The sequence below is a fragment of the Hymenobacter crusticola genome (assembly GCF_002154225.1).
GTDB lineage: Bacteria > Bacteroidota > Bacteroidia > Cytophagales > Hymenobacteraceae > Hymenobacter > Hymenobacter crusticola.
In genome coordinates this window covers 48,274-70,549 of the sequence record NZ_MTSE01000024.1, presented here as the reverse complement: position 1 = coordinate 70,549, position 22,276 = coordinate 48,274, and the positions used below count along the sequence as shown (strand labels likewise).

Annotated in this window: 12 protein-coding genes and 2 pseudogenes; 8 read left to right on the top strand and 6 right to left on the bottom strand. The window is 51.4% G+C overall.

Annotated features, from left to right (window positions below; translation table 11 throughout):
* Positions 1 to 413, top strand: a pseudogene (locus tag BXP70_RS30395) (hypothetical protein); the annotation flags it as partial.
* A 908-nt stretch (positions 414 to 1,321) separates the two neighbouring features.
* Entirely contained in the window at positions 1,322 to 1,921 is a 600-nt protein-coding gene (locus BXP70_RS24775) for a LysE family translocator (protein ID WP_245849745.1), read from the top strand.
* Positions 1,922 to 2,046: 125 nt separating this feature from the next.
* Here the strand turns inward: BXP70_RS24775 and BXP70_RS30875 are convergent, their stop codons facing one another.
* From BXP70_RS30875 to BXP70_RS24760, 4 genes and pseudogenes are all read right to left on the bottom strand, one after another.
* Positions 2,047 to 2,883: a PDDEXK nuclease domain-containing protein gene (locus BXP70_RS30875; protein WP_262490770.1), complete on the bottom strand. Its 837-nt coding sequence runs from the start codon at positions 2,881 to 2,883 to the stop codon at positions 2,047 to 2,049.
* Positions 2,884 to 2,966: 83 nt separating this feature from the next.
* Positions 2,967 to 3,167: pseudogene (locus tag BXP70_RS30870) on the bottom strand (DUF1016 N-terminal domain-containing protein); the annotation flags it as partial.
* Positions 3,168 to 3,620: 453 nt separating this feature from the next.
* The gene (locus BXP70_RS24765; protein WP_086596813.1) at positions 3,621 to 5,081 is read right to left on the bottom strand and encodes a SusD/RagB family nutrient-binding outer membrane lipoprotein; all 1,461 of its coding nucleotides are present in this window, start codon (positions 5,079 to 5,081) and stop codon (positions 3,621 to 3,623) included.
* Positions 5,082 to 5,114: 33 nt separating this feature from the next.
* Positions 5,115 to 8,372, bottom strand: a complete 3,258-nt coding sequence (locus BXP70_RS24760) for a SusC/RagA family TonB-linked outer membrane protein (protein ID WP_086596812.1) — start codon at positions 8,370 to 8,372, stop codon at positions 5,115 to 5,117.
* Between the two features lie 900 nt (positions 8,373 to 9,272).
* Between BXP70_RS24760 and BXP70_RS31125 the strand changes: the two genes are divergently transcribed.
* The 6 genes from BXP70_RS31125 (at position 9,273) to BXP70_RS24730 (ending at position 15,831) form a co-directional block, all read left to right on the top strand.
* On the top strand, positions 9,273 to 9,677 hold the full coding sequence (locus BXP70_RS31125; protein WP_086596811.1) for a DDE-type integrase/transposase/recombinase: 405 nt from the start codon (positions 9,273 to 9,275) through the stop codon (positions 9,675 to 9,677).
* A 408-nt stretch (positions 9,678 to 10,085) separates the two neighbouring features.
* Positions 10,086 to 10,724, top strand: a complete 639-nt coding sequence (locus BXP70_RS24750) for a vWA domain-containing protein (RefSeq protein ID WP_086596810.1) — start codon at positions 10,086 to 10,088, stop codon at positions 10,722 to 10,724.
* A gap of 203 nt (positions 10,725 to 10,927) precedes the next feature.
* A complete protein-coding gene (locus BXP70_RS24745; RefSeq protein ID WP_086596809.1) occupies positions 10,928 to 12,334 on the top strand; it encodes a PP2C family serine/threonine-protein phosphatase in 1,407 nt (468 codons plus the stop codon).
* A 68-nt stretch (positions 12,335 to 12,402) separates the two neighbouring features.
* Positions 12,403 to 13,956 carry a helix-hairpin-helix domain-containing protein gene (locus BXP70_RS24740; protein WP_218779864.1) on the top strand — a complete coding sequence of 518 codons (1,554 nt, stop codon included), beginning with the start codon at positions 12,403 to 12,405 and terminating at the stop codon, positions 13,954 to 13,956.
* Positions 13,957 to 14,038: 82 nt separating this feature from the next.
* A complete protein-coding gene (locus tag BXP70_RS24735; protein WP_086596808.1) occupies positions 14,039 to 15,073 on the top strand; it encodes a hypothetical protein in 1,035 nt (344 codons plus the stop codon).
* Between the two features lie 11 nt (positions 15,074 to 15,084).
* The gene (locus tag BXP70_RS24730) at positions 15,085 to 15,831 is read left to right on the top strand and encodes a hypothetical protein (RefSeq protein WP_086596807.1); all 747 of its coding nucleotides are present in this window, start codon (positions 15,085 to 15,087) and stop codon (positions 15,829 to 15,831) included.
* A gap of 896 nt (positions 15,832 to 16,727) precedes the next feature.
* Here BXP70_RS24730 and BXP70_RS24725 read toward each other — a convergent pair.
* Both BXP70_RS24725 and BXP70_RS24720 read right to left on the bottom strand, forming a co-directional pair.
* Entirely contained in the window at positions 16,728 to 17,375 is a 648-nt protein-coding gene (locus tag BXP70_RS24725; protein WP_086596806.1) for a response regulator, read from the bottom strand.
* Positions 17,376 to 17,626: 251 nt separating this feature from the next.
* Positions 17,627 to 22,177 (bottom strand): CheR family methyltransferase, encoded by a 4,551-nt coding sequence (locus BXP70_RS24720; RefSeq protein ID WP_086596805.1) that lies wholly within the window; start codon positions 22,175 to 22,177, stop codon positions 17,627 to 17,629.
* Positions 22,178 to 22,276: the final 99 nt, after the last annotated feature.

Here is a 22,276-nt window from a genome sequence, read left to right as displayed (position 1 = left end):
CTTGCCTTGCATCCTCTCTCTACGAGAGCACTCCGCAGCAGGCTACCCCTTCTGCAACATCCACGGTTGTTTATAAAATGTCCAAAAGCCGTGGAACATCAACTAACAGCACGAAGCCTGCCTCTGGGAACAGCGGTGGGTTCCAACAAATAGAAGCCAAACTCGGCCGGCTGTGCTTGGCAGCGAGCTACAAGTCATATGAAACGTTCGCGTTTAAGCACGAACTCTCACGGGGGGCTTACTGGAAGCACGAAGCTGGCCGCAACATCACTATAAAGAGCTTGCTCCGCCAGCTGAATATTCACCAGATGATCCTGGCCCTAGCTCTTCATCGACTTAAAAAAAGGAGCTTACTACGCAGAATTAGGAAGGAGCTACTTGATGGTTTCGCACCTTGCGTCGCCTCGAAGTAGCCATTGGCAGGTGGTAAGGACAAGCAGCCCCGTGACAAGCACGGAACGAAGCAAATTTCAATCTTACGCCGAAGCACCCAGACGTTTTGAAGAGGCCCTTTTTCGCTGTTGCAAGCATGTTTCAATCTCACGTGGCTGTTGCAGAACCCTATTTGTATTCCGGATAAGCTATGTTTAACCCCTCGTTTACGGAAAATAGCTGCTATAAACAGGCTTTTTAGCCTGTTCCACTCGTTGGTGCTATTCATTCGATTCACTATTGGGAGTTCTGCAACAGCCACCAACGTGTAGAAGATGACACCAGCTTTAGTGATATCTGCTTGGGTAGTAGAAGTACAAAGGGTGTTTCTCGTGTGAGGTAGTTTAAGCTAGACGGATAAAAGAAGGACATACCTTTCCTTTGTCATGAGAAAGTGCAATTCTGTTTCCAACTCACGATTGTGCTTCATGAGAACTTTCTGAGGTCAGCTGTTAAACCAACGCCGCCGTAGCGACCGCTGTGCCGCAGTTGTTGCCAAGATCATTCATTCACCGCTGCCACGAGCAGCAGCAAGGATTCCGCAGCGTAGTCGGATGTAAGGCTTTGAGACGGCAGATCATCAAAAAGGATAGCTCCAAAACGGCCATAAAAAGGACGATTCCAATCAACTATGCAAGTAAGCCGAACTTCGCAGAAAGGGTTCGGTTTCTGCGCAGTTTTGGACACCGCGAAATCCGGCTGAAAACGCCCTTTTATGAGCCTGTTTTCGAGACCCTTTTTTGCGCACCTGTATTTGTCTGTACAAGGCCCCTGCTTGTGCCTTAGGGAAGGTTTACAAATCAGAGAGTAGTTTTGCCTTTCAATAACCATCACCGAATAAGCTGAGCATTCTCTGACCATGGGTATTAACCACTTTTGGCCCTTCCTCTTGACCGCACTGCTGTTTACGATGACTCCCGGCCTGGACACCATCTTTATCTTGAATAAGTCGATTGGCCAGGGGCACAAGGCTGGGCTTTACTCTACTCTAGGCATCAACACGGGTGTGCTGGTGCACACCTTGTTTGCCGCGTTAGGCCTTTCGCTCATTGTGGCCCAATCGGCTATCGCGTTTGCCATCCTCAAATACTTGGGCGCCGCGTATCTCCTGTATTTAGGTGTACAAAAGCTACGCTCTAAGCAGGCACTGGTAGCCATAGACGCCGCTGACCAGCCGCCGACCAGCGATCGGCAGAACTTTGTGTCGGGCGTCGTGACCAACGTCTTGAATCCAAAGGTGGCCTTGTTCTTCCTCGCGTTCTTTCCGCAATTCATCGAACCAACAGCTTTAAACAATCCGCTCCCCTTCTTGCTGCTTGGACTGACCTATGCCGCCATTGGTGTACTCTGGTTTACCCTTTTGACTATGTTTGCCGCCTACTTTGCCGCCCGGGTCATGCAACGCCCAGCGGCAAGTACCTGGCTTAACCGTATTTCGGGTGGTGCCTTCATCCTGATGGGCCTGAAGGTAGCGTTAACTAGACGCTAACCTCAAGACAGGCGTTCAGATTACCTATAAAAACGGCCCCGAAAACGCAGTTTTCGGGGCCGTTTTTATAGGTAGAGTAAATGTTTAATAAAGAACCTTTTGTCGAACAAAGCTCAAAGCTTCTACTAACTGCCTTCATTGCTGAGGCGTTCTTGTTCTTCCCGCACGAGCGCCTGCAGCTCGGCTTCTGAGGGTAAGTTTACTTGGTACTTACTCACAAACAACTGCTCGGCGAGACCCGTCGTGGCATAACGCACCAACGTATCGCTTTTGTGCGCACATAGAATTAGCCCCACCGGGGGATTATCACCCTCCGTCATCTCGTGCTCCCGGTAGTAGTTCAGGTACACATTCATTTGCCCGGCATCGGCGTGGCTGAAGGTGCCAATTTTCAGATCGACCAGCACGTGGCATTTGAGGATGCGATGGTAAAACACCAGATCAATAAAGTAATGCTCGTTGTCGAAGGTGATGCGCTTCTGGCGCGCCTCGAAACAGAAGCCGCGGCCGAGCTCGACCAGGAAGGTTTGTAAGTGCGCAATAATGGCCGTTTTCAAGTCGCTCTCGCTATAGCTCGCCCGTTCTTCCAGCTCTAAGAACTCGAGCACATACGGGTTGCGCACCACATCGGCGACCACCAGCGGCTGGGCCCCAGCATGACCCGCGAGCACCGCCGCTTTGTCCGTCGACAGCCCCGTTCGTTCGTACAAGGCCGAATCAATGGCCCGCTTCAGCTCCCGCACCGACCAGCTGCTCTTGACGGCTTGCACCTCATAAAAGCGGTGTTGCAACGGCCGCTCCAGGGCGAGCAATTCCAAGAAGTGCGAGAAGCTGAGCCGGCTAAGTAGCAGCGCCGGCGCAATACCGGGCAAACCAGACGACGCGACGGCTGGCTCGGTTGCTGGACGTGTGGGTAGGCGCAGCACCTGGAGCAAACTCGCCCGTTGTAATTCTGCAGACACTGTCTGCAGAATCTCGGGATAGGCCTAGAAAACGCCCGGCACTGGTAGAGGCGTCGCTCGGCTAAGCCTTTCACGCCGCGCAGTTCGCGGGCCAGTTGCGAGAGCAACTGCTCTCCGTACGTGGCCCGGTCACTACCGTGTTGCTCGTACTCGGCAATGTAGTAGCTGATGAGCCAGTTGCGCACCGTCAGCCACGAATTAATCTGTTGCGCGGCGGCTCGCTGAGTTTGCGCATGGAGCTGCCCGATCTGCTCTGCTAGTGTTGAAAGCGAGGTGTCTGCCATAGACAGCAAGATGCGCTCGTCTGTGGTAGCGAGAGAAGGATCATAGTTAGAAGGCTCGCTAGCGTAGCGCGAGCACGTGGTGTTCTGCTCACGGCAGTAGAAGAGGGGACGATTGAAGTACAGCATTCTCATGGAAGCGAGCAGAAGCTTGTACTTCGCTAACTGGACAAGTTTTCTGAACCGTATTTCAGCTCATTTACCCTCCTTTATAGCCTCTTTCTCAGATGATCAACTGTTCAGTTAAACGAGGCTACCTACCCCATAAAGCTGGTAAGGATATGTCATCCTGCCAAAGTGATCAGCAAAAAATGGTCAACCTATCCTAGGACGAGACAAAGTCAAGTCTACTGTTTCTGTATGCATCACGCTGTCGCTCTCTCCCTCACTGCCCTGCTCGCGACAAAAATCAGGGCTACCGTTTTGGCAGCCCTGATTTATCTAAGTTGTATGATTTTAGAACTTGTCCCAGAATATTTTGGAAGTAACTACATCTCCCCCTATTGCAGTTGCTGCCGCATTGTAGTTAGCACCATTCAAATTGGCTTCGGTAGTGGGGTAAGTTAACCGAAGCGGAATATCTGATATGGCGGCGGCTGGTTTCACCAAGGTAGGAGAGTCTAATCTTCTCCACTCTTTCCAAGATTCAACCGGCTCGTTATACAGCGCAATCCATTTTTGGACGCCAATTTTTTGCTTGTAGGAGGTGCCTGCCGTCGCGTACGCAACATTAGGCTGCGCTAGGTAGGTAGCTGCACTGGCAGCAGTTCCTTTCCAGTCCGCAACGATAGAGTTCGTAACGGCTGTATTGTAGTGGCTTGCTGCCGTGCCACCCACCGCAAAGCCTCTTTCCACTGCCTCGGCTAGCAGAAATTGTACTTCTGTGTAGGATAGCAGGGTTGCGGGGAAGGTAGGATCTTCCAGCACTGTGCCCGGAGCAGAGTTGGCTTCGTAAGAGTTAGGAGCGCCGTACGTACCACCTTTGTAAGTAGTAGGAGTGACTCCGCCAACCGGTTTGAAGTACGTGCTTATCCTCGGATCATTCAGCGCATTCAGCCTGTCAACAAAGGTATTTGCTCCCACAAAGTCTGCTCGGCCGCTGTTTACCAAGGATACCCACAGCTGGCTAGCATTCGGAATACCCGATAAGTACGTCAGCTTGGCGTCATCTGTGCTGGCCGTGAATACGTTAGGAGCCGCTGCCTCAACCAGTGTCTTCGCTTTGGCCGCATCAACGTCGGCTAGGGTTATGCCCAGGCGTAGTTTGAGAGAGTTCGCAAACTTAATCCAGTTTGCCGTAGAGCCTTTGTAGTACAGATCGGCGCTCCCTAACCCATTGTTGGCTGCATCAAATTGCCCGATAGCGGTATTCAGACGATTACTCAAATCGTTGTAAATCGCGGCATCATCATCAAATTTGGGGTTTAGCTTATCGATATCCAGCGCTTCTGAGTAGGGTATATCACCAAAGGTATCTACCAAGACCATCCAAGCATACACTTGCAGCACCTCAACGGATGCCAGCTGATTGGCCCTGACCTTTTCCCGAGCTACCGGATCCGTAACGCTCAATAGCGGGTCTGCCGTAATCAACTTTTTGGCCTCGTTCAGGTCACTCAGCACGTCTCTGTATAACGGGTCCCAGAAGAACCGGTTAATCGTCCTGATCTCAATGTTGTACTGGCTCTCGTCGGGGTAAGTGGTTTCAGCCCAGTACTGTACGTACAGTCGGAAAGGGTTGAGGTTATAATCCGGCGTTGCTACGGTATTAGCTAACATGCGCTGTGCATTGCTAACTAAGCTTGTACTTGGTATGGTCGAAGCCGCTTTCGGGTTGATGTTATCCAACTCATCTAGCTTGCTGCAAGAGGTTGCGAGCAGCAGCGCCGGAATGCAAAACAAAAGTGTCTTTTTCATCTTTGTTCCAATTAAATCTTGGTTTAGTTTCAATTAAAATTGGAATCTTAAGTTGAAGCCAATATTTCTCGTGGCCGGGATGCTGCCTGACATATAGCCTAGGCCAAAGTTGCCACCCGCGCCTGCACCTAAGTTATCCTCTGGGTCAGCATAAGGAACGTGCTTGCTGATAATCCAAAGGTTGCGACCCGTGATCGAAACGTCGATGCTTTTCACCAATCCAATTCTGGAAATCAACGGCTTGGGTAAGGAATACGTCAAGGAAGCTTCGCGCAGCTTCGCAAAACCCGCGTCGTAGATGTGCATCTGCGCGGGCTCGTCGTTACCGTAGATAGCAGACAAGTTCTCGATGCGCTTATCATTTGGCGTGCCGTCGGCTTTAACACCGGGCAGAATTACACCACCACCTTGAGCAATTGGGCTTCTGGATGGATTGCCTAGGTCGTTCAGCCCCGTAGTTTCCTTATATAGACCACTGCCGTAGCCATAGTACGTGTCAAGGTTAAACAGCTGACCACCGTGGCGCATGTCTACCAGGAAATACAGCGAGATGCCTTTGTACGAAACCGTGTTAGAGATACCACCTAGCCAAGCTGGGTTAGGGTTAGCGATTACCGTCGTGGCAGGCGACTTGGCATACAAGCCATTGGTGCCCACTACTTTTTCGCCGTTCACGTAAGTGAAACCAGATCCACGGATCAGACCGAATGGCTGGCCGATAGTCGCGTTGGAGGATACGCCGCCTTGGTAGCTAGCCAGAACCAAGTTGGAAGTGCCTTCAGCCAAGCTGAGTACTTTGTTGCGGTTGCGCGTCCAGTTGGCATTCACTGTCCAGGTGAAGCTGCCGGTTTTGATGGGCGTCACAAAACCGGAAAGTTCTATTCCTTTGTTTTCTACCTCACCGGAGTTCACGTATTTGAAGCCATAGCCCGTTGTGGTAGTTACCTGAATGGGAATGATTTGATCGACCGTGTTCGATTTGTAAACCGTTGCTTCAAACCCGATCCGGCTGTTTAGGAAGGCCGCTTCAACACCAGCTTCAATGCTTTTGGTTCTTTCCGGCTTCAGGTTGGGATTATTCCGCGTGTTCGGCAGTGAGAACAGCGGGACAGAGCCGTAGCCACCAACGGAAGGTCGGGTGGAGCTGTTAATTTCCTGGTCCTGTTTTCCGTACGAGTTGTAGATGGAGTAAACGGGAGCATCTGCGCCTACTTCAGCGTAGTTGACGCGTGCTTTGCCATAAGACATCCAAGGAGCTTGATCTTTCAAGAGCTCTGAGAAAACAAAGCTGCCTGCCACGGAAGGGTAGTAATAGACGTTATTCCCCTTGGGCAAGGTGGAGGACTCGTCGCGGCGGGCCGTCAAATCCAAGAAAGCTAGGTCTTTGAAGCCCAGCGTAGCGCTGGCGAAATACCCATTGACGCCCCAGCGTTGATCAACTTCCGTAGGTGGGTTGAGCGGGTTAATAGAGTTAGAGAGCGAATACAACCTAGGTACCACCAGACCGCCACTGGTTTGGGCGAATATAGAGTTGATCTGGTTTCTCCTAAAGTTGGTACCAATCAAACCTCTGATGTTGAACTTGTCGGTGATGTTCTTATTGAAGTTGGCAATCAGGTCGTAGTTGTATTCCCGCGACGTTCTGTTGTAGCGGGAGTAAAAAGGTGTTCCGGTGCTACCAACCGCGTTTCTTTCTTCCTGCAATTCGTCGTACGAATCCAAGGTCACGCGCCCCATCACATCAAACCAGTCGTTGACTTTGTAGCTAGCTATTGCGTTTCCGAAATAGTGGTAGCGCTCATCGTTTTCGTAGTTCTCATAACGCACCCAGTACGGGTTGTTCGAGTAGATGGGCCGAAGATCAGTAGGGCTCCGCCAGTTCCAGGTGATGTTCTGCCGGTTGCGGAAGTAAGCTTCTTTCTGCTCTTTAACATCCACGTTGGTCTGCCACCATTCCCGGAACTGCTCCATCACGTTGAAGCCGCTGTAGCCGGTGCCGTAACGACCTAGGCCATTGTTCTTGGTGAAGTTGATCGTGGCGCTGGTCATCAGCTTTGCCGTAGGCTTGAACGACGCCGCTAGGTTGACCATGTTCTTCTCTACCTTACTGTTGGGCAGAATGCCTTTGTTGTAGGTGTTCGTGTAGCCTAGCTTGAAGGTCGCCACATCATTGCCACCGTCGATGGTAAAGTTGTTGTTCAGCGATACCGCGTCTTGTAGGAAATAGTTAGGATCATTCTTGGCGCCCACCCATGGGGTAGCCTGGTGATAAGTAGGAGAGCTAGGATCGAGCGAATTCCATTGATACACCAGCTGGCTGGGGTTGAAAGGCGCTCCGTAAGAAGCATCTTCGGTGAACGGAACTACTAAATCAATTACGCCATCACCGTTGATATCCCGCTGGTTGAAGTAGCTTTTCTCATCAGGACCGTAGAATGGGCCGTAGCCAGCGCCATACTCTTTTTGGTATTTAACGAAGGTGCTTCTATCAACGAAACCCATCTGCGCACCTAGGTTCACCGTAACGCCTAAGCCTTTCTTGCCTTTTTTGGTCGTGATGAGCACTACCCCGTTCGAAGCGCGTGAGCCGTACAGGGCCGTAGCGGCTGCACCCTTCAACACCGTGACGGAAGCAATATCGTCGGGATTGACGTCGCCGGCTACGTTGCCGTAGTCATAACCGCCGCGGCCGGTAGCTTGGTCGGTGGTGTTGGTGTTGGCGTTGCTGATCGGCACGCCATCCACTACGAAGAGTGCTTGGTTGTTGCCGTACAGCGACTTAGTGCCCCGGATCACTACGTTGGTCGAGCCCCCAAGTGAGTTGTTCTGCCGGATGTTCACGCCGGCTACTTTACCAGATAAGCCGCTAACAAAGTTTGGGTTACGGGCTTTTGTAACGTCTTCGCCTTCTATTTGTGTGGCGGCATATGGTAGGGAGTTCCGCGTTCTTTCCACCCCTAGCGCTGTCACGACGACCTCATTTAGCTGCTTCGTGTCAGAAGCTAGGCTAACGTTGATGGTGGAGGCAGTACCAATGGCGCGCTCTACCGCTACGTAGCCAATCGAGGTGAACGAGAGGGTAGTGGCGGAGCTAGCTACACTCAGAGAGAAGTTTCCATCAGCATTCGTTGAAGTTCCGTTTGTGGTGCCTACAACCAGCACGGTTACCCCTGGTAACCCTTGGCCTCCGGCGGCGTCAGTCACGCGGCCGGAAATAGATCGGTCTTGCGCAATAGCCTGTTGCAACAGACTAATCACAAGTAAAAAGGTGAACAATAGAAGTCTTTTCATCGATAAAAGATTAGGTGAAAGAATAGGTAAAAACCGTGATCAAAATGAGAGAGCAAAGCAATGAAGCCTTTGTTTATTTCGAAGAAAAGTAAAAAAATAGCTCCCGCGTTGCTATTTATATAAAATTATCTATAAAAAAATTTGATTTTTTCATTCGACTTATACATTTTGGAGTTGCGCGATCAGTCGCTATTAATAGAGCATGAAGGTGCCGGAAATAAGAGTACCGTACATCCCGCGGGTGGCCCTTTTAGGAGTGAGTAAGTGACCTAAAAGCTACTTGTGTACAGACGGATAACCCACGATCCATTCACGTTGTCTTTTGTCCGGAAAGAGGTTGGTCGTTTGCTATTGATAGTTTTAATGAACAGCACAATCAAAAACCTGCGCCCATTTTACGTTGACGCAAATTCAGGGTGCTCCTGAAGTGAAACTACTTGTTCACTTAAACAAGTGTGGCTGTTGCAGAACTCCCAGTAGTGAATCGGATGAATAGCACCAACGAGTGGAACAGGCTAAAAAGCCTGTTTATAGCAGCTATTTTCCGTAAACGAGGGGTTAAACATAGCTTATTCGGAATACAAATAGGGTTCTGCAACAGCTACGGCCCCGTAAAGTGTCCAAGCATGTGCCAGTCGTTTAAGAAATGAAGTGGGAGATGACGGACAGGAGAAGGACGTATATTTCTTCCATTATAGCAGCTAAACCTAGCGGGGCATCACCTAACAAACGGCGTAAATGGAACGAGTCATCCACGGCCTAAACCTTGTACTTGACCAGTGAAAGCCGCAACACCTAAGCCGCAGTGCGGCAGTTAGGCGTTAGTTCTAAGATGCTTTACCACTGGCAGCAGGCCCAACTCGTAGCCGAGGTCGGCAGTGAAGGAGTAGCGCGACCCGGATGTACACTGCGCGCCTGCTCCAATCGGGTCTAGGTCAGCTCTTGTCACGTACCCGTGCCACCAAGGCAGCCGCTGGTTGTACCTGGCCGTCTAACTCGACCGCTGCTCGCGCAAGATGGTGGGCTGGGACGTGTGCTCGCGCTATACCCGAAGACCTTGTGAGCGAGGCGCTCCGCCGTGTCCTCCTAGTGCGCCGGCCTTCAGTCGGACTCGTGGTGCACTCGGATCAAGGCAGTGAGTACACAGCCACGCAATTCAAGGATTTACTAGCCCAGCATGGCGCTATGCAAAGCATGAGCCGGCGCAGCAACTGCCGTGACAACACCCACGCCGAATCGTTTTGGAGTCGCTTAAAAGCCAAATTACTAGACGGTGGCAGGTTCTTCGGCCTGACCGAAGCCTAATTAAAAATCAGCTACCGCATCGCCTAGTACAACGCTGAACGCCGACATTCTTCGCTCGGCTACCGAACCCCCTAACCACTTCGAAATCTACCTTCAAACAACGTCTCATTACTGTCCGGCTTAGCTAGGCTACCTCACCTTTACACCTGTCCAAGGCCTTAACAGGTATAAAATTTAAAGTGCAACTCTTCATTAATCACCAGAAAACCTTGCCCTACAGCCTGCGTTAAACAGTTCAACCGCCAATTTTTCGAGGACAGAGTTTTATAGCTGTTTTCCAAAAATGACGCGTAGGATAAAGCATGCAGTGTAAAAGCCATTTTTTAAAGGAGAATTGGCTTCTGTTTCTGTCCTGCGCACGCCGCTGCAATTGCAGAGTTTATCAAAAACCTTTCAAAACCTGAAACGATGAGGAGACTACCCGTCTATTTATTATTGGACACATCTGGTTCCATGACCGGCGAGCCCATTGAAGCAGTTAAAAATGGGGTTCAGGTCATGATCAGTTCGTTGCGGCAGAATCCGCAGGCGATTGAGACGGCCTTCATCAGCATCATCACCTTTGATAGCGAGGCCAAACAAGTGGTGCCGTTAACCGACTTGGCTTCGTTTCAGATGGTGGACATCCGAGCTACCGGCACTACCAGCTTAGGCGAGGCGCTGAAATTGGTTTCCACCTGCATGGACAATGAGGTAACGAAAACCACGGCCGAGCAAAAAGGCGACTGGAAACCCCTGGTGTTCATCATGACGGATGGTATTCCCACCGATGATTGGCAAATTGGCCTCGAAGAATTCAGAAAACGGAAAACCGCCTTTACCGTGGCCTGCGCCGCGGGTAGCGCTGCCGATTCGGCGTTGTTAAAGCAGATCACGGAAAATGTCGTCAGCCTGGATACCGCCGACAGCCAGAGCATTGCCAAGTTCTTTACTTGGGTGAGTGCCTCCATTGGCGTTTCCTCTACCAAGGTGGAAGATGGCGGCCAAGAAGTGACCGGTATAGGCGAACTACCCCCGCCTCCTGCGGAATTGAATATCGTTACCTAAGCGGGTAGCACCGCATCAGGCAAGGAAGAGGTGGGAAGATATCTTCCTTTAGCCTCTTCCTTTTCCTTGTTTTCTGCAGTAGTAGGCTCAGCAACCAGCGCCGATCAGGTAGCGAAAGACTAACAGGTAGCCCGAACGGCAACTGCGTAGATGAAAAGCGAGCCCACCGAAAATGATTTTAAACAGGTAGCACAAAAGCGGGAATGGCTGAAGCAAAACAACTGGTGACTGATCTTTTCAAAAGCTATGGCATTACCATTCCAGCGCACCGGATGCAGTTGTTCGACCGCTTTTTACTGGAAGAACAGAACCTTGCCATTCTCCACCAACTCAGAAAAAACCAGGAACAGCTCATGGCGAATTGGAAAATCGAAGACAGAATAGCTGAGATCGTGCAACAGCCCATTCGGATTCCCAACGCTACCGTGGGTAAGCCCTATACGGCTCCCTTTGACTTCGAGCAATACGGTTGGAACGACCTTATCGCCTTCCGAATAGAAGGTCTGGAAGCCCTCGGGTTGACCTACAGCGCCGAAAACAACCAGCTTACCGGGATTCCCACCCAAAGCGGCGACCTGAAGTTTTCGGTTTACTTCAAAGTGGAAGGACAACCGGAGGAAGCGCCATTTCACCAAAAAGACATTCCGCTCATCATCAACCCAGACCCCAAAGGCCTCTGGAAAAACCTGGAAAGCGACAAGAACGATCCTTACTGGAAGGAAGACGAAGTCACCTTGTTCTCGCCACTAGGCGACCGGCACCTGCTGGTTTCTTCTAAACGCGGCCGCTCCCACGCCAATGTGGGCTCGTTCCGGGAAGATGATTTTGCCTATAAGGAGCTGCCCAATGGCTGGAATGTCGTGGTGGTGTCGGATGGGGCCGGGAGTGCGAAACTATCCAGAAAAGGATCGGCGCTGGCCTGTGCCGGCGTGGTCAACTATTTTCTGGACCCCGCCTCGGTAGAAAGCATGATTGAGTTTGACCACTTACTTCAACAGCACGCCAGTCAAACCGGCGATGACACTCAGAAAAACTTGAACCGTTTCGTCTATAATAACCTAGGCAAAGCGGCTTTTCAGGTGCACAAACAACTGGAAAGCTTCGCCAAGGCGCAGGAGGTCACGCTGAAAGATTTGAGCAGTACGCTCATCTTCACTTTGTTCAAGAAGTACGACGTGGGGTACGCCTTGCTGTCCTTTGGCGTCGGCGATTGCCCTATTGCCGTGCTCAGCAAAGACGTAACCGAAGTGACGCTCATGAACTGGATTGACGTGGGCGAATTCGGGGGCGGTACCCGATTTATCACCATGCCCGAGATTTTCCAGAATGAAAAGTTCGCTACCCGTTTCGGGTTTAAGCTGCTAGCCGACTTCTCGTACCTGATCATGATGTCCGATGGCATCTATGACCCTAAGTTCGTGGTGGAGGCGAACCTGCCTAACATTGCCAAGTGGCAGGAGTTTCTGGCGGATTTACAGGGACAGAACGAGGATAAGGCCCCGGTGGAACTGAGCACCACCAACCCCGAGATTGAAGCGCAACTCTCCCGCTGGATGGATTTCTGGAGTTCCGGCAACCATGACGACCGAACGCTGGCCATCGTTTTCTAGCTCTTGCCTACCAAGTAACTGGCAAACGAATCTGAACCAGGGTACTTACAATTTATAGAATTGAACCTGTGAGCCAAAGCAGTAGCCCCACCTTTTCCAGTAACCTCGGCCAACCCGCGAAGTCGGTGCCGTCCATCATCACGCCCGGTAAAATGTACCCGTACGTGGATAATGGCGAGCCTATGCGCGGTGGCATGAAAGACGTTTATTTCGGGCCAGATAAATCCTACGTAATTGCTTTCTACCGCGACAAGCAGGATTACAATTCCCGGGAACGGCTCAAGAAACTGGTAACGCAGTATTACGATAGCTTCTTCAATCGGGAAGGCGGCGAATACTACAAAGAGCTGTACTGCTGGCCGACCGACATGGTGGAAACCGCCGACGGAAAAGTGGGGTTGGTGGTGCCGACCTACAACAAGAACTTCTTTTTCAAGCAAGGCTACGCCACTAGCGAAGGCATCAAAGGCAAAGAGAAACAAGGCTTATGGTTTGCTTCGGCCAAGTTCCGGAATCCTCAGTTCGCCTTGCGACTGGATGACAGCGAGTTAGGCAACTGGCTCAGCTATTTCCAGATCTGCGTGAAAATTGCCCGGGGGGTGAAACGTTTGCACGCGGCCGGGCTGGCTCATTCCGACTTATCCTATAAAAACGTCTTAATTGATCCGGTTAGTAAATCAGCCACCATCATTGACATTGATGGGCTGGTCGTACCCGGTTTGTACCCCCCCGATGTCATCGGCACCGCCGATTTTATTGCCCCGGAGGTTTTGGCTACCAAACACCTGGAGTTGCGCGACCCTACTCGCAAGCACGCCAACCGCACCACCGACCTGCACGCCCTGCCGGTCATGATTTACCTGTACCTGCTCTACCGGCACCCGCTGAAAGGAGGCAAGGTCAACTCCCTGGATACGGAACAAGACGATTTGCTGTCAATGGGGGAGAAGGCCTTGTTCATTGAGCACCCGACTGACCACTCCAACCGGCCTAAAATGGATCAGGTGTCGAAGTGGACGCTGCCGTGGGCGGATGTAACGAAGTTACCCTACACCATTACCGGCCCCTACCTGAAGGCGTTATTCGATCAGGCCTTTGTAACCGGCCTGCACGACCCCAACCAGCGACCTAACGCCGACCAGTGGGAGCAGGCCCTGCTCAAAACCACGGATCTGATGCAGCCCTGCAGCAACCCGAAATGCCAGCAGAAGTGGTTTGTGTTTGATAATACCACCTCGCCCAAGTGTCCGTTTTGCGGCACGCCGGTGAAAGGAACGCTGCCCGTGCTGGACCTGTACTTTGAGTTCAAGCCCACCGTCTGGCGCCCCGAGAACCACCGCCTTATGGTCTACCACAACCAGTACCTGTTCCAGTGGCACGTGAACCGCCACGTGGTAAGAAATGAAAAGCTGACGGACGAGCAAAAGACCCCGGTGGGGTATTTCACCTTCCACCATAATAAGTGGGTATTGGTCAACCAGAAACTCACTTCGTTGAAAGACCTTACCGAAGACAAAGAGATACCCGTGAATACCATGGTTGACCTCACCGACGGCAAAAAACTCTTGCTGTCCAAGGAAGAAGGCGGCCGGGTAGTGGTGATTACGATGGCCAATAAGTAGCGCCGCTACGGTCGCCAGCAACAAGAAAGAACCGAGAAGTTGAGAGGGAAAATAACCTTACAACGCACTAACAATTACCAAGATGAAAATCAAGCCACTAGGGATTATTGTCGTTCTGTTGATCATTGGGGTGCTGGGCTATTTCGCCCTCAAGCCTCGTTTGACCGGGGGCAATGCCGACACCGCTACGTCCTCTACCACCTCGCCTAGCATACCCGGTAGCAACCAGACGTCGGATAATGCTACGGAGGTACCGGCTGCTACAACCCCCTCCACTACTACCCCTGCGACCGGCACTACCGAGGAAAACCGGGAGTTCAGCTACACGCCCGAAAAGCCACAGAATGGCACGCTACGGGGGGTAGTGGAAGTAGGAGCCACGGGCTTCAACTCTTTCGTCATCAACATGGACCGCCAGAAACGCTGGGAGATTGTCTCCAAAGATTTCGGCGAATCATTGGCCTACGAAGGCCTAGCTACTACCGAAGATATCAGAGCCGGTCTCAAAAAATACCTGGCGGCCATGTTCGACAAAGGCGTGGCGAACAGAAATATGCACTTCGTGATTTCCTCGGGCGCTCAGAAAGCCCCTAAAACCGCCATCATCAGCAACGAACTGAAAAAGATGGGGTACGTGGTGAACAATGTAACCGCCGAGCAGGAAGGCAAATTCGGCTTCAGTGCCACCGTTCCCCCCGCCTTCGCCGATAATTCTTTCCTAGTAGACATCGGATCCGGTAATACCAAGATCTCCTGGCAGGAGAATGGCCGCCTGCAGTCTATTGAGTTGCCCGGCGCCAAGTACTACGAAAAAGGAACCGCCGATGAGCAGGTCTACAACCAGGTGAAAACGTTGGCCGCTAAAGTGCCGCAGAACAAGCGGAATGTAGGCTTCATCCTGGGTGGGGTGCCCTTCACCCTAGCCAAGCAACACCGTCAAGGAGAAGAACGATATACCGTGTTAAAGGCGCCCGGGGCGTACCAGGCCGCAGACAAGAAAATGGCCTCGGGCTTGACTATCTACAAAGGCTTGGCCGAGGCGACTAGCACGGACACCTTTGTTTTTGACTGGGATGCCAACTTTACCATCGGGTTCCTGCTGAGCCTCAACCAATAAGCCCTCTTGCCATGAGTTTCTTAAAGCAGTTGTTGACTCCGTTTGTGGAGTTTGAAGACGATTCCAAGCAAGGACTGGCCAAACCGAATCCACCGGTTACAACGCCGGCTGCGGCGCCGGCTACGCCTTCTTTCCTACCCCCGCCACTACCTGCTGCCCCAGAGAATGCCCAGCATCCGTTGATCAATGGTCCCGCCGCGCCCGTCACTATTCCCGACCATGTTCCCACCTATTCGGCCGGCGGCACCATCACGGAACCTTTGCCCGAACACCAGCAGTACTTTGAGCGGTTGATTGATGACGCGAATGCCCGCAACCCCTTGTTTCAGGGAACTGATTTCAAAGAGTTCGTGGACAGCAAAATCGACATAGACGACATTCAGGACGAAGCCCTCAAGTACCAGACCGCTTACAACGCGTTAAAAAGCACCGGCCTTACCAAAGAAAAGCTTGTCTCCACCGGCCAGGAATATTTAAACCTGATTGGGCGGGATTTAAATGCCTTTCAAAGCGCCCACGCGCAGCAGTATCAGAAGGAGGTGCGGCCCAAGGAGGAACTACTCCAGACGAAAGCGCAGGAACTGCAAACCCTTACCCAGCGCTTAACCACCCTAAAAGCTGAAATCAACCAGATATCCCAGGAAATCACCCTCACTAAAGATAAAATGAACACCACTAAAAACTCCTTTCTATTGGCGGGCGAAAACAAGCAAAAGGAAATTCAAACGGAACTACAGAAAATAACGCAGCATTTTTAAATGTATAGTTACTAACTAAATAATAAAGACAAACTAGCAAAACTGTACACTAACAAAGGCTAGGATGAAGGACGAGTTAAACCTAAATTTTTCAGCCCTGGCCCGGCGCGAACATATTTTAGGTTTCTGAGCACCGATTGGACTTAGGTTATTTTCTTACAATAAACCAGCTATAATTAAAGCTGTGATAGGTTGAAGGTAAAATTCAAGCCCCTTTGCTTAAGAGTATACGAATGTAAGTATTGACAGAACGTTTAGGGTTTTTTAAAAGAATATAATTAGCAATATTATTTAACCTGTTTAGTGCAATCCAAGAATTATAATTCTTTTCTATCATCAATCTTATGCTAGTTTGTCTAGTCAATCACCAAGACGCAAAACCTGTATTGAAGTGATGCCTATTGCTAAATCAACTGCTATAGACACATGCCGGTAAGCGCGCAGCCATTTACGCGCTAGAAACGATCATTTGCAGCACGTAAACTGGCTGTAACATTACTTAAACGTTCATGGCTATTGCAGAACTCTATCTGTACTCCAGAGAAACGGTACTTGATCCCTCGTTTACGAAGAATGAGGTTGTTGAATGAACTTTTTAGCCTGTTTCAGACTCTGGTTCTACCAAGCAAATTCACTATTAGAAGTTTTGCAACAGCTACGAGGCTAAGACAAAACCCGCGGACGTAACGCGTACAAGCGAAAGGGCATAAGTGGTCGCTACATAAGAGCGTGTGCGCTTGCATAGACGCGCGGCGCAATAGCCCGCGGGTTGTACGTAGTCCCGCTTCTATATTCCTATAAATCCATCGCTGGCTAACTCTGTAATTTATACTATACACTATTATGGTTAATCCATCTTATTACCTCACCCTAGCACTTACTCTACCCGCCTACGGCTAAAGCCAGCCCTGCTCCATCGCATATCTGATCAAGGCCGGAGTATTTTTGGCCTCAGTTTTTTCTAGCAAGTTCTGTCGGTGGGTCTCAACCGTGCGCTTGCTAGTAAAAAGCTTATCCGCAATTTCCTGATTAGTCAGCCCACTGGCTACTAGTTTGAGAATCTCCCGCTCGCGGGACGACAGGCGGAAGGGGTCCTTTGCCGAGTTGACCGCACCTTCCTCCTCGGTCGCCAATATTTTTTCAAGTAGCGTCAGACCGATATCCGAACATAAAAAGCGCTTGCCTGCTGCTACCGCTTGAATAGCCGTCGTAATTTCGGCTTTATCCGCATTTTTGAGTACATACCCGTGCGCTCCGGCTGCGAACAGTTCACCAACAGTGCGCTCGTGCGTCATCATCGACAGGATCAAGATGCGTAGGTTTGGGTGGTGTTCGTGCAGCTCGTGCGTGGTTGCCAGTCCATCCAACACAGGCATATTCAAATCCATCAGCACGACATCCGTGGGCACGTTTGGCAACTGCACCAGCAACTCCTGGCCATTAGCGGCTTCCCCTACTATTTTCAGTAGAGGCTGCGCCGATAGTACTGCCCGCAGGCCGTCGCGCACAATGGCATGATCATCAACAAGAAAAATGCGAATCATGGAAATAAAGCTACAAAAACGGTATTCATAGACAGCAATGAATACCGTGCTTAGAAGAAAAATCTACTGTAATAATGCCATTCAGGGATGGCTGTATGAGGCGACAATGGGCTAAGAAGCGTAGCAGTACACCCCGTTCGACCTGACTGGTTGTTAAGGGCTTGTCTTGCCTCGTCTGACTAGAGCTATATCGATCGTCTAGGCCTAAAGTAAATGGATTATCGTTTGCCAGCCAATGCAAAAGCGACACGCTATTTCATACTGGTAATAGGAATGTGGATGGTGACCTGGGTTCCCATCCCAGTATCAGGAGTATGCAGGGAAAAGGTGCCGTTCAGCAGCTTTACCCGGTCCTGAATCGTACGCAGCCCAATGCCCGTCATCTTACTGGGTTCTAGGCTTATTCCTTTGCCATTGTCGCGTACTTTCAACGTTATCTCACTATCCTCCTGCTCCAACAGAATATCGGCGCTCGTCGCCTCCGCATGCTTGGTCACGTTCGTCAGTAATTCTTGACAGATGCGGTAAACGGCAACCTCTACATACGACTCTAATCGGTTCTGCAACCCGATAACTTCGCAATTTACTCGAATGCGCGTGTGACTGTATTTCTGGCATAAATCCCGAATAGATTGGGCTAAGCCAAAGTTGTTCAGCATACTAGGCACCAATTCGTGCGATACCCGCCGGGTTTCCTGAATCGCTTCGTCTAGCAACTGGTTGGCACCTCTGAATACTTCTTCTGGAACCAGCGGCGCTACTTGGTCGAAGTTGAGCTTGGTGGCAAACAAGAGTTGCCCGACCCCGTTGTGTAACGCCTCGGCGATGCGCTGACGCTCTTGCTCCTGAGCATCCAGAATACCGAGCAACAAAGCTTTCTGCTGATTCAACCGCATTTGCAAGTTTTCTTCTTCCAGACGCTTCACCTCGGAAACATCTAAATCCAAGCCCAGTATCTTCCGAGGTTCTCCTTGTTCGTTGCGCAGCACGACCGACTTAATCCGGAAGGTATGTTCCTGCTTGTCTACCCGCAGGCGTAGCGTTTCATCAAGAGGTTCATACACTTCACGGACTTTGTTTACTAATTTCTGCGCAAGGGCCTTATCTTTTTCTATAGCGTAATTCAGGTAGATTTCCGGGCTTACCGGGCTGCTCACTGGCAAACCGAATAGGCGGTACATGCCGGTGGTCCAGGTCAGTTCACCACTCGCGATGTCGTACTCCCAGCTGCCTATCTGCGCTACTTCTTCCGCCTGCTGCAGTTTGGCCAAGTTTTGTTGCAAGGTTTCTGTACTCTGGTTTAGTTGGGCCGTTCTTTCTTGCACTTGGTTTTCCAAGCCGATGGAGAAGGCTTGCAGAGCCTGGAGCGCCCGGTGCCGCTCCACAAAGTCGGCGGCCGTCCACGCTAGTAAATCCAACAGCTTCAACTGGTGCTCAGTGGGACGGTGCGGCTGGCGGAATTGGTTGCTTAACACCCCTATCACGCCACTACTGCGGGTGAGTAAGGGGGTAGATTGGATGGCTCGAATCCCTTCCGACAAGGCAACTTCTTGATCCGGGGTGCCCCGTAAGGATGGGTAGGTTTCGACATCTTCAATCAGGAGCCGAGTACGACCGCCCCACACCGCATCATCGACTTGTTGGGAATCTTCGTGCTGGAAGCGCTGTAGAAAGGGGCTACTTTCCGCGTAGCCTTGGGAGGCGTACAGCTCCAGCCGTTTCCCATCCTCACTGACCAGTTGCACGCAACCTTGGTCCGTCTGGGTAAAGTCGCAGGCCAGGGCCACCAGTTCTTGCAAGGCTACTTGCAGGTTGGTTTCGGTGGCGAGTTTCGCGTGCAATTCGTGCAGCCGTTGCATGCCCGCCAGATCGGTCGCCACTGTTTCTTCGGCTTGTTTGCGGGCACTTACGTCAATAGCATACTCGGCGATGGTGCCATCGCCCAGATCGGCGGCCACAAACATCAGCCAGAGCCGGGAGCCGTCTTTGCGGAAGTATTCTTTCTCGTACGGGCCGCCTCGGCCCGTTTGCCGCAACTGAGCCATGACTTGCAAGCTAGCTTCTAGGTGTTCTGGTGGGGTGAAGTCGCGCCAGGTGAATGGGCGGGCTTCGAACTCCAGACGCGTATAGCCAACCATCACCAGAAAGGCGTCGTTGACTTGGAGCATCCTATCCGTGTAGTCGAAGGTGAGCACCCCCACACTGGGCACGTTAACCATGCGTTGCAAGCGTTGTTCGCTGGCTCGTAACGTTTCTTCGGCTTGCTTGCGTTCGGTGATGTCAAACAGGGTAATCACCACCCCATTAATCCGATCCTCGGCCGTGCGGTAAGGCAACACCCGCATCATAAACGCCCGGTGATCTGTGGTGTTTACCTCCCGTTCAAGCAGCGTGAGTTTTTCCAGCACCGTTTCGGCATCGGTTAATAACTGGTCATAGTCCAGCCGGTGGGTAATATCCGAAATAGGGCGGCCATAGTCGGACGGAATTAGATTGAAGAGTTGCCGGGCCGCCGGGGTATATAACCGGATGCAAAAAGTGCGGTCGAGGAAAATGGTCGCTACCCCGGTAGAATTGATCAGGTTTTGGAAGTTACTGCTGGTAACGCTTACTTCCTCAATTTTTACCTTTAGCTCTTGGTTGACCGTGCGCAACTCTTCGTTCATCGATTGCAGTTCCTCCTTACTGGTCTCCAGTTCTTCGGCAGCCGAACGCAATTCTTCGTTCATGGCCTGCAACTCCTCATTGGAGGCTTTTAGCTCTTCCGCCTGGTATTCGTACTGCTCCGCCGAGTACCGTAACTGGGCTTTCATCTGGAGAAGCTCCTCTTCCAATTGATGGGCAATGGGCTCAGCAGACCTTAACACAACCGTTTCCTCCTGCGGCTCTTGCGCTGACTCATTCAACTCAAAAATGACTAGGATGAATCCCTTCGCCGTGTCGCCTTCTTTGGTGACCGGTTTCACTTGGATGTTCAAGGACCGAGATTCTCCATTCCTAGTCCAGGGTATATTCCGGGCTTCGATGGCGGTTTGCCGCTGCACGGCTTGGTGAAGCGCGGATCGTAACTCCAGTCTTAGCTCGGAGCGGATGAGTTTCAGCAGGTTCTTGGTGGGTTCACCACCGGAAAATTCAAGAAAGCTTCCCGCTTTTTCGGACATGTGCAGGATATCATAGTTCTCATTCACCACCAAGGAAGGCGGCGCATAGTGTTCCAACAGGTTCCAATGCAGTTCCCCGAAGGAAAGGCGGTTGGGTGGCCGGCTTTCTGCCGTGTGAAACGTAAGCGGAGCCGGTTGCTTGCGTTGTAGGGTAGGGACTAATTTAGGCACCGAGTACTGGTGACTCGCGGCTTGGCGGGCCCGGTAGATACGATTTTCCCGGCTGATGGTGGCATATAGATCGCTGGCGCCATCCACCGATTCCGCCGAACCCAGAAACAAGTAGCCACCCGGCTTCAACGCAAAGTGAAACGTTTCCATGACCCGTTCCTGCGCCGTGGAATTGAGGTAGATCAACACGTTGCGACAGCTCACCAGGTCCAGGCGCGAAAAAGGCGGGTCTTTTAAAAAGTTGTGCGGAGCAAACAGGATCATCTCTCGGAGCTCGCGTTGGACGCGGTAGCTGTCTCCTTCTTTGGTAAAGAAACGCAGCAGCCGTTCCGGCGAAACATCGGCAGCATCGTTGAGGGTGTACAACCCTTCCCGGGCGGCGGTAAGAGCGGTTTCGTCGAGGTCGGTGGCAAAGATTTGTACTTTGGGAGCGTCCAGTACCCCAAGGGTTCTTTCGGCCATTAGCATGGCCAAGGAATACGCTTCTTCCCCAGTGGCGCACCCGGCGACCCATATTCTCACTTCGCTATCCGCTTTCTTCGTCTGCAGGATAGCTGGTAAAATATCGTGTTCCAGTACTTGAAACGGCTTTTTATCCCGGAAGAAATTAGTAACCGAGATCAACAGATCTTTCAGCAACGCTTGACTCTCCTCTAAATGTTGCTGCAAAAAGGCGGCGTAGCTCGGCAGGTCGGGCAGGCTGCGTACGTTTATGCGGCGTTCGATCCGGCGCAGCAGGGTCGCCCGCTTATAATTGGAGAAGTCGTGCCCGGTGCGCAGGCGCAAGTGGGCAAATATTTCACGTAGGGCCTGCTGTTGCTGCTCGGGCTGGTTTTTCGCCTCCACGGCAATTTCTACGGAGCCCAGACTATCGCGGTAGGCGAGTATTCGCCCGGGGATCTCCGCTACAGGTAGTACTTCATCGACTAAGTCCGTGGCTATCGCGTTGCGGGGCATTTCATTGAATTCCGCTTCGCGTGGGGTTTGCACATACGCATTCCCGCCCCGTTCCTTGACCCGTTTTAATCCCATAGAACCATTTGCACCCGTTCCGGATAAGACCACACAAACAGCTCGCGGACCATGCAAATCGGCTAGGTTGCGGAAAAAGATATCCACGGGCGCCCGCCTTTCCTCCAGGTACCGATTAAGGGAAGGCACAATGAAGTTCTCTTCCATCAGCAGATGCTGATTAGGGGGCACGACGTAGATATGATCCGGCTCAATTTTAACTCTTTCTGTCACCTGCGTAACCGGAATGGGGGTAATAGCCTGCAGTACCTGTGCCAGTTGGCTATCGTGGTCCGGGGAAAGATGCAGAATGACGATATAAGCCAGATGAGAATCCTGGGGCACATGCTGAAAGAATTCTTTCAGCGCTTGAATACCACCTGCCGAGGCTCCTAGACCCACAATGAGAAAGCCATGCGGCTTTTCGGTGAGAAAAGCAGAAAACTTATTTAATGACATTATACTTTCTTAGGCGGTGGGCTAGTGCAGCAGGCAACTTTATCGTGGTCTATAGTAAGGAATTAATTCCTTACGTAGGTGGTCGTTATACCAATCAAG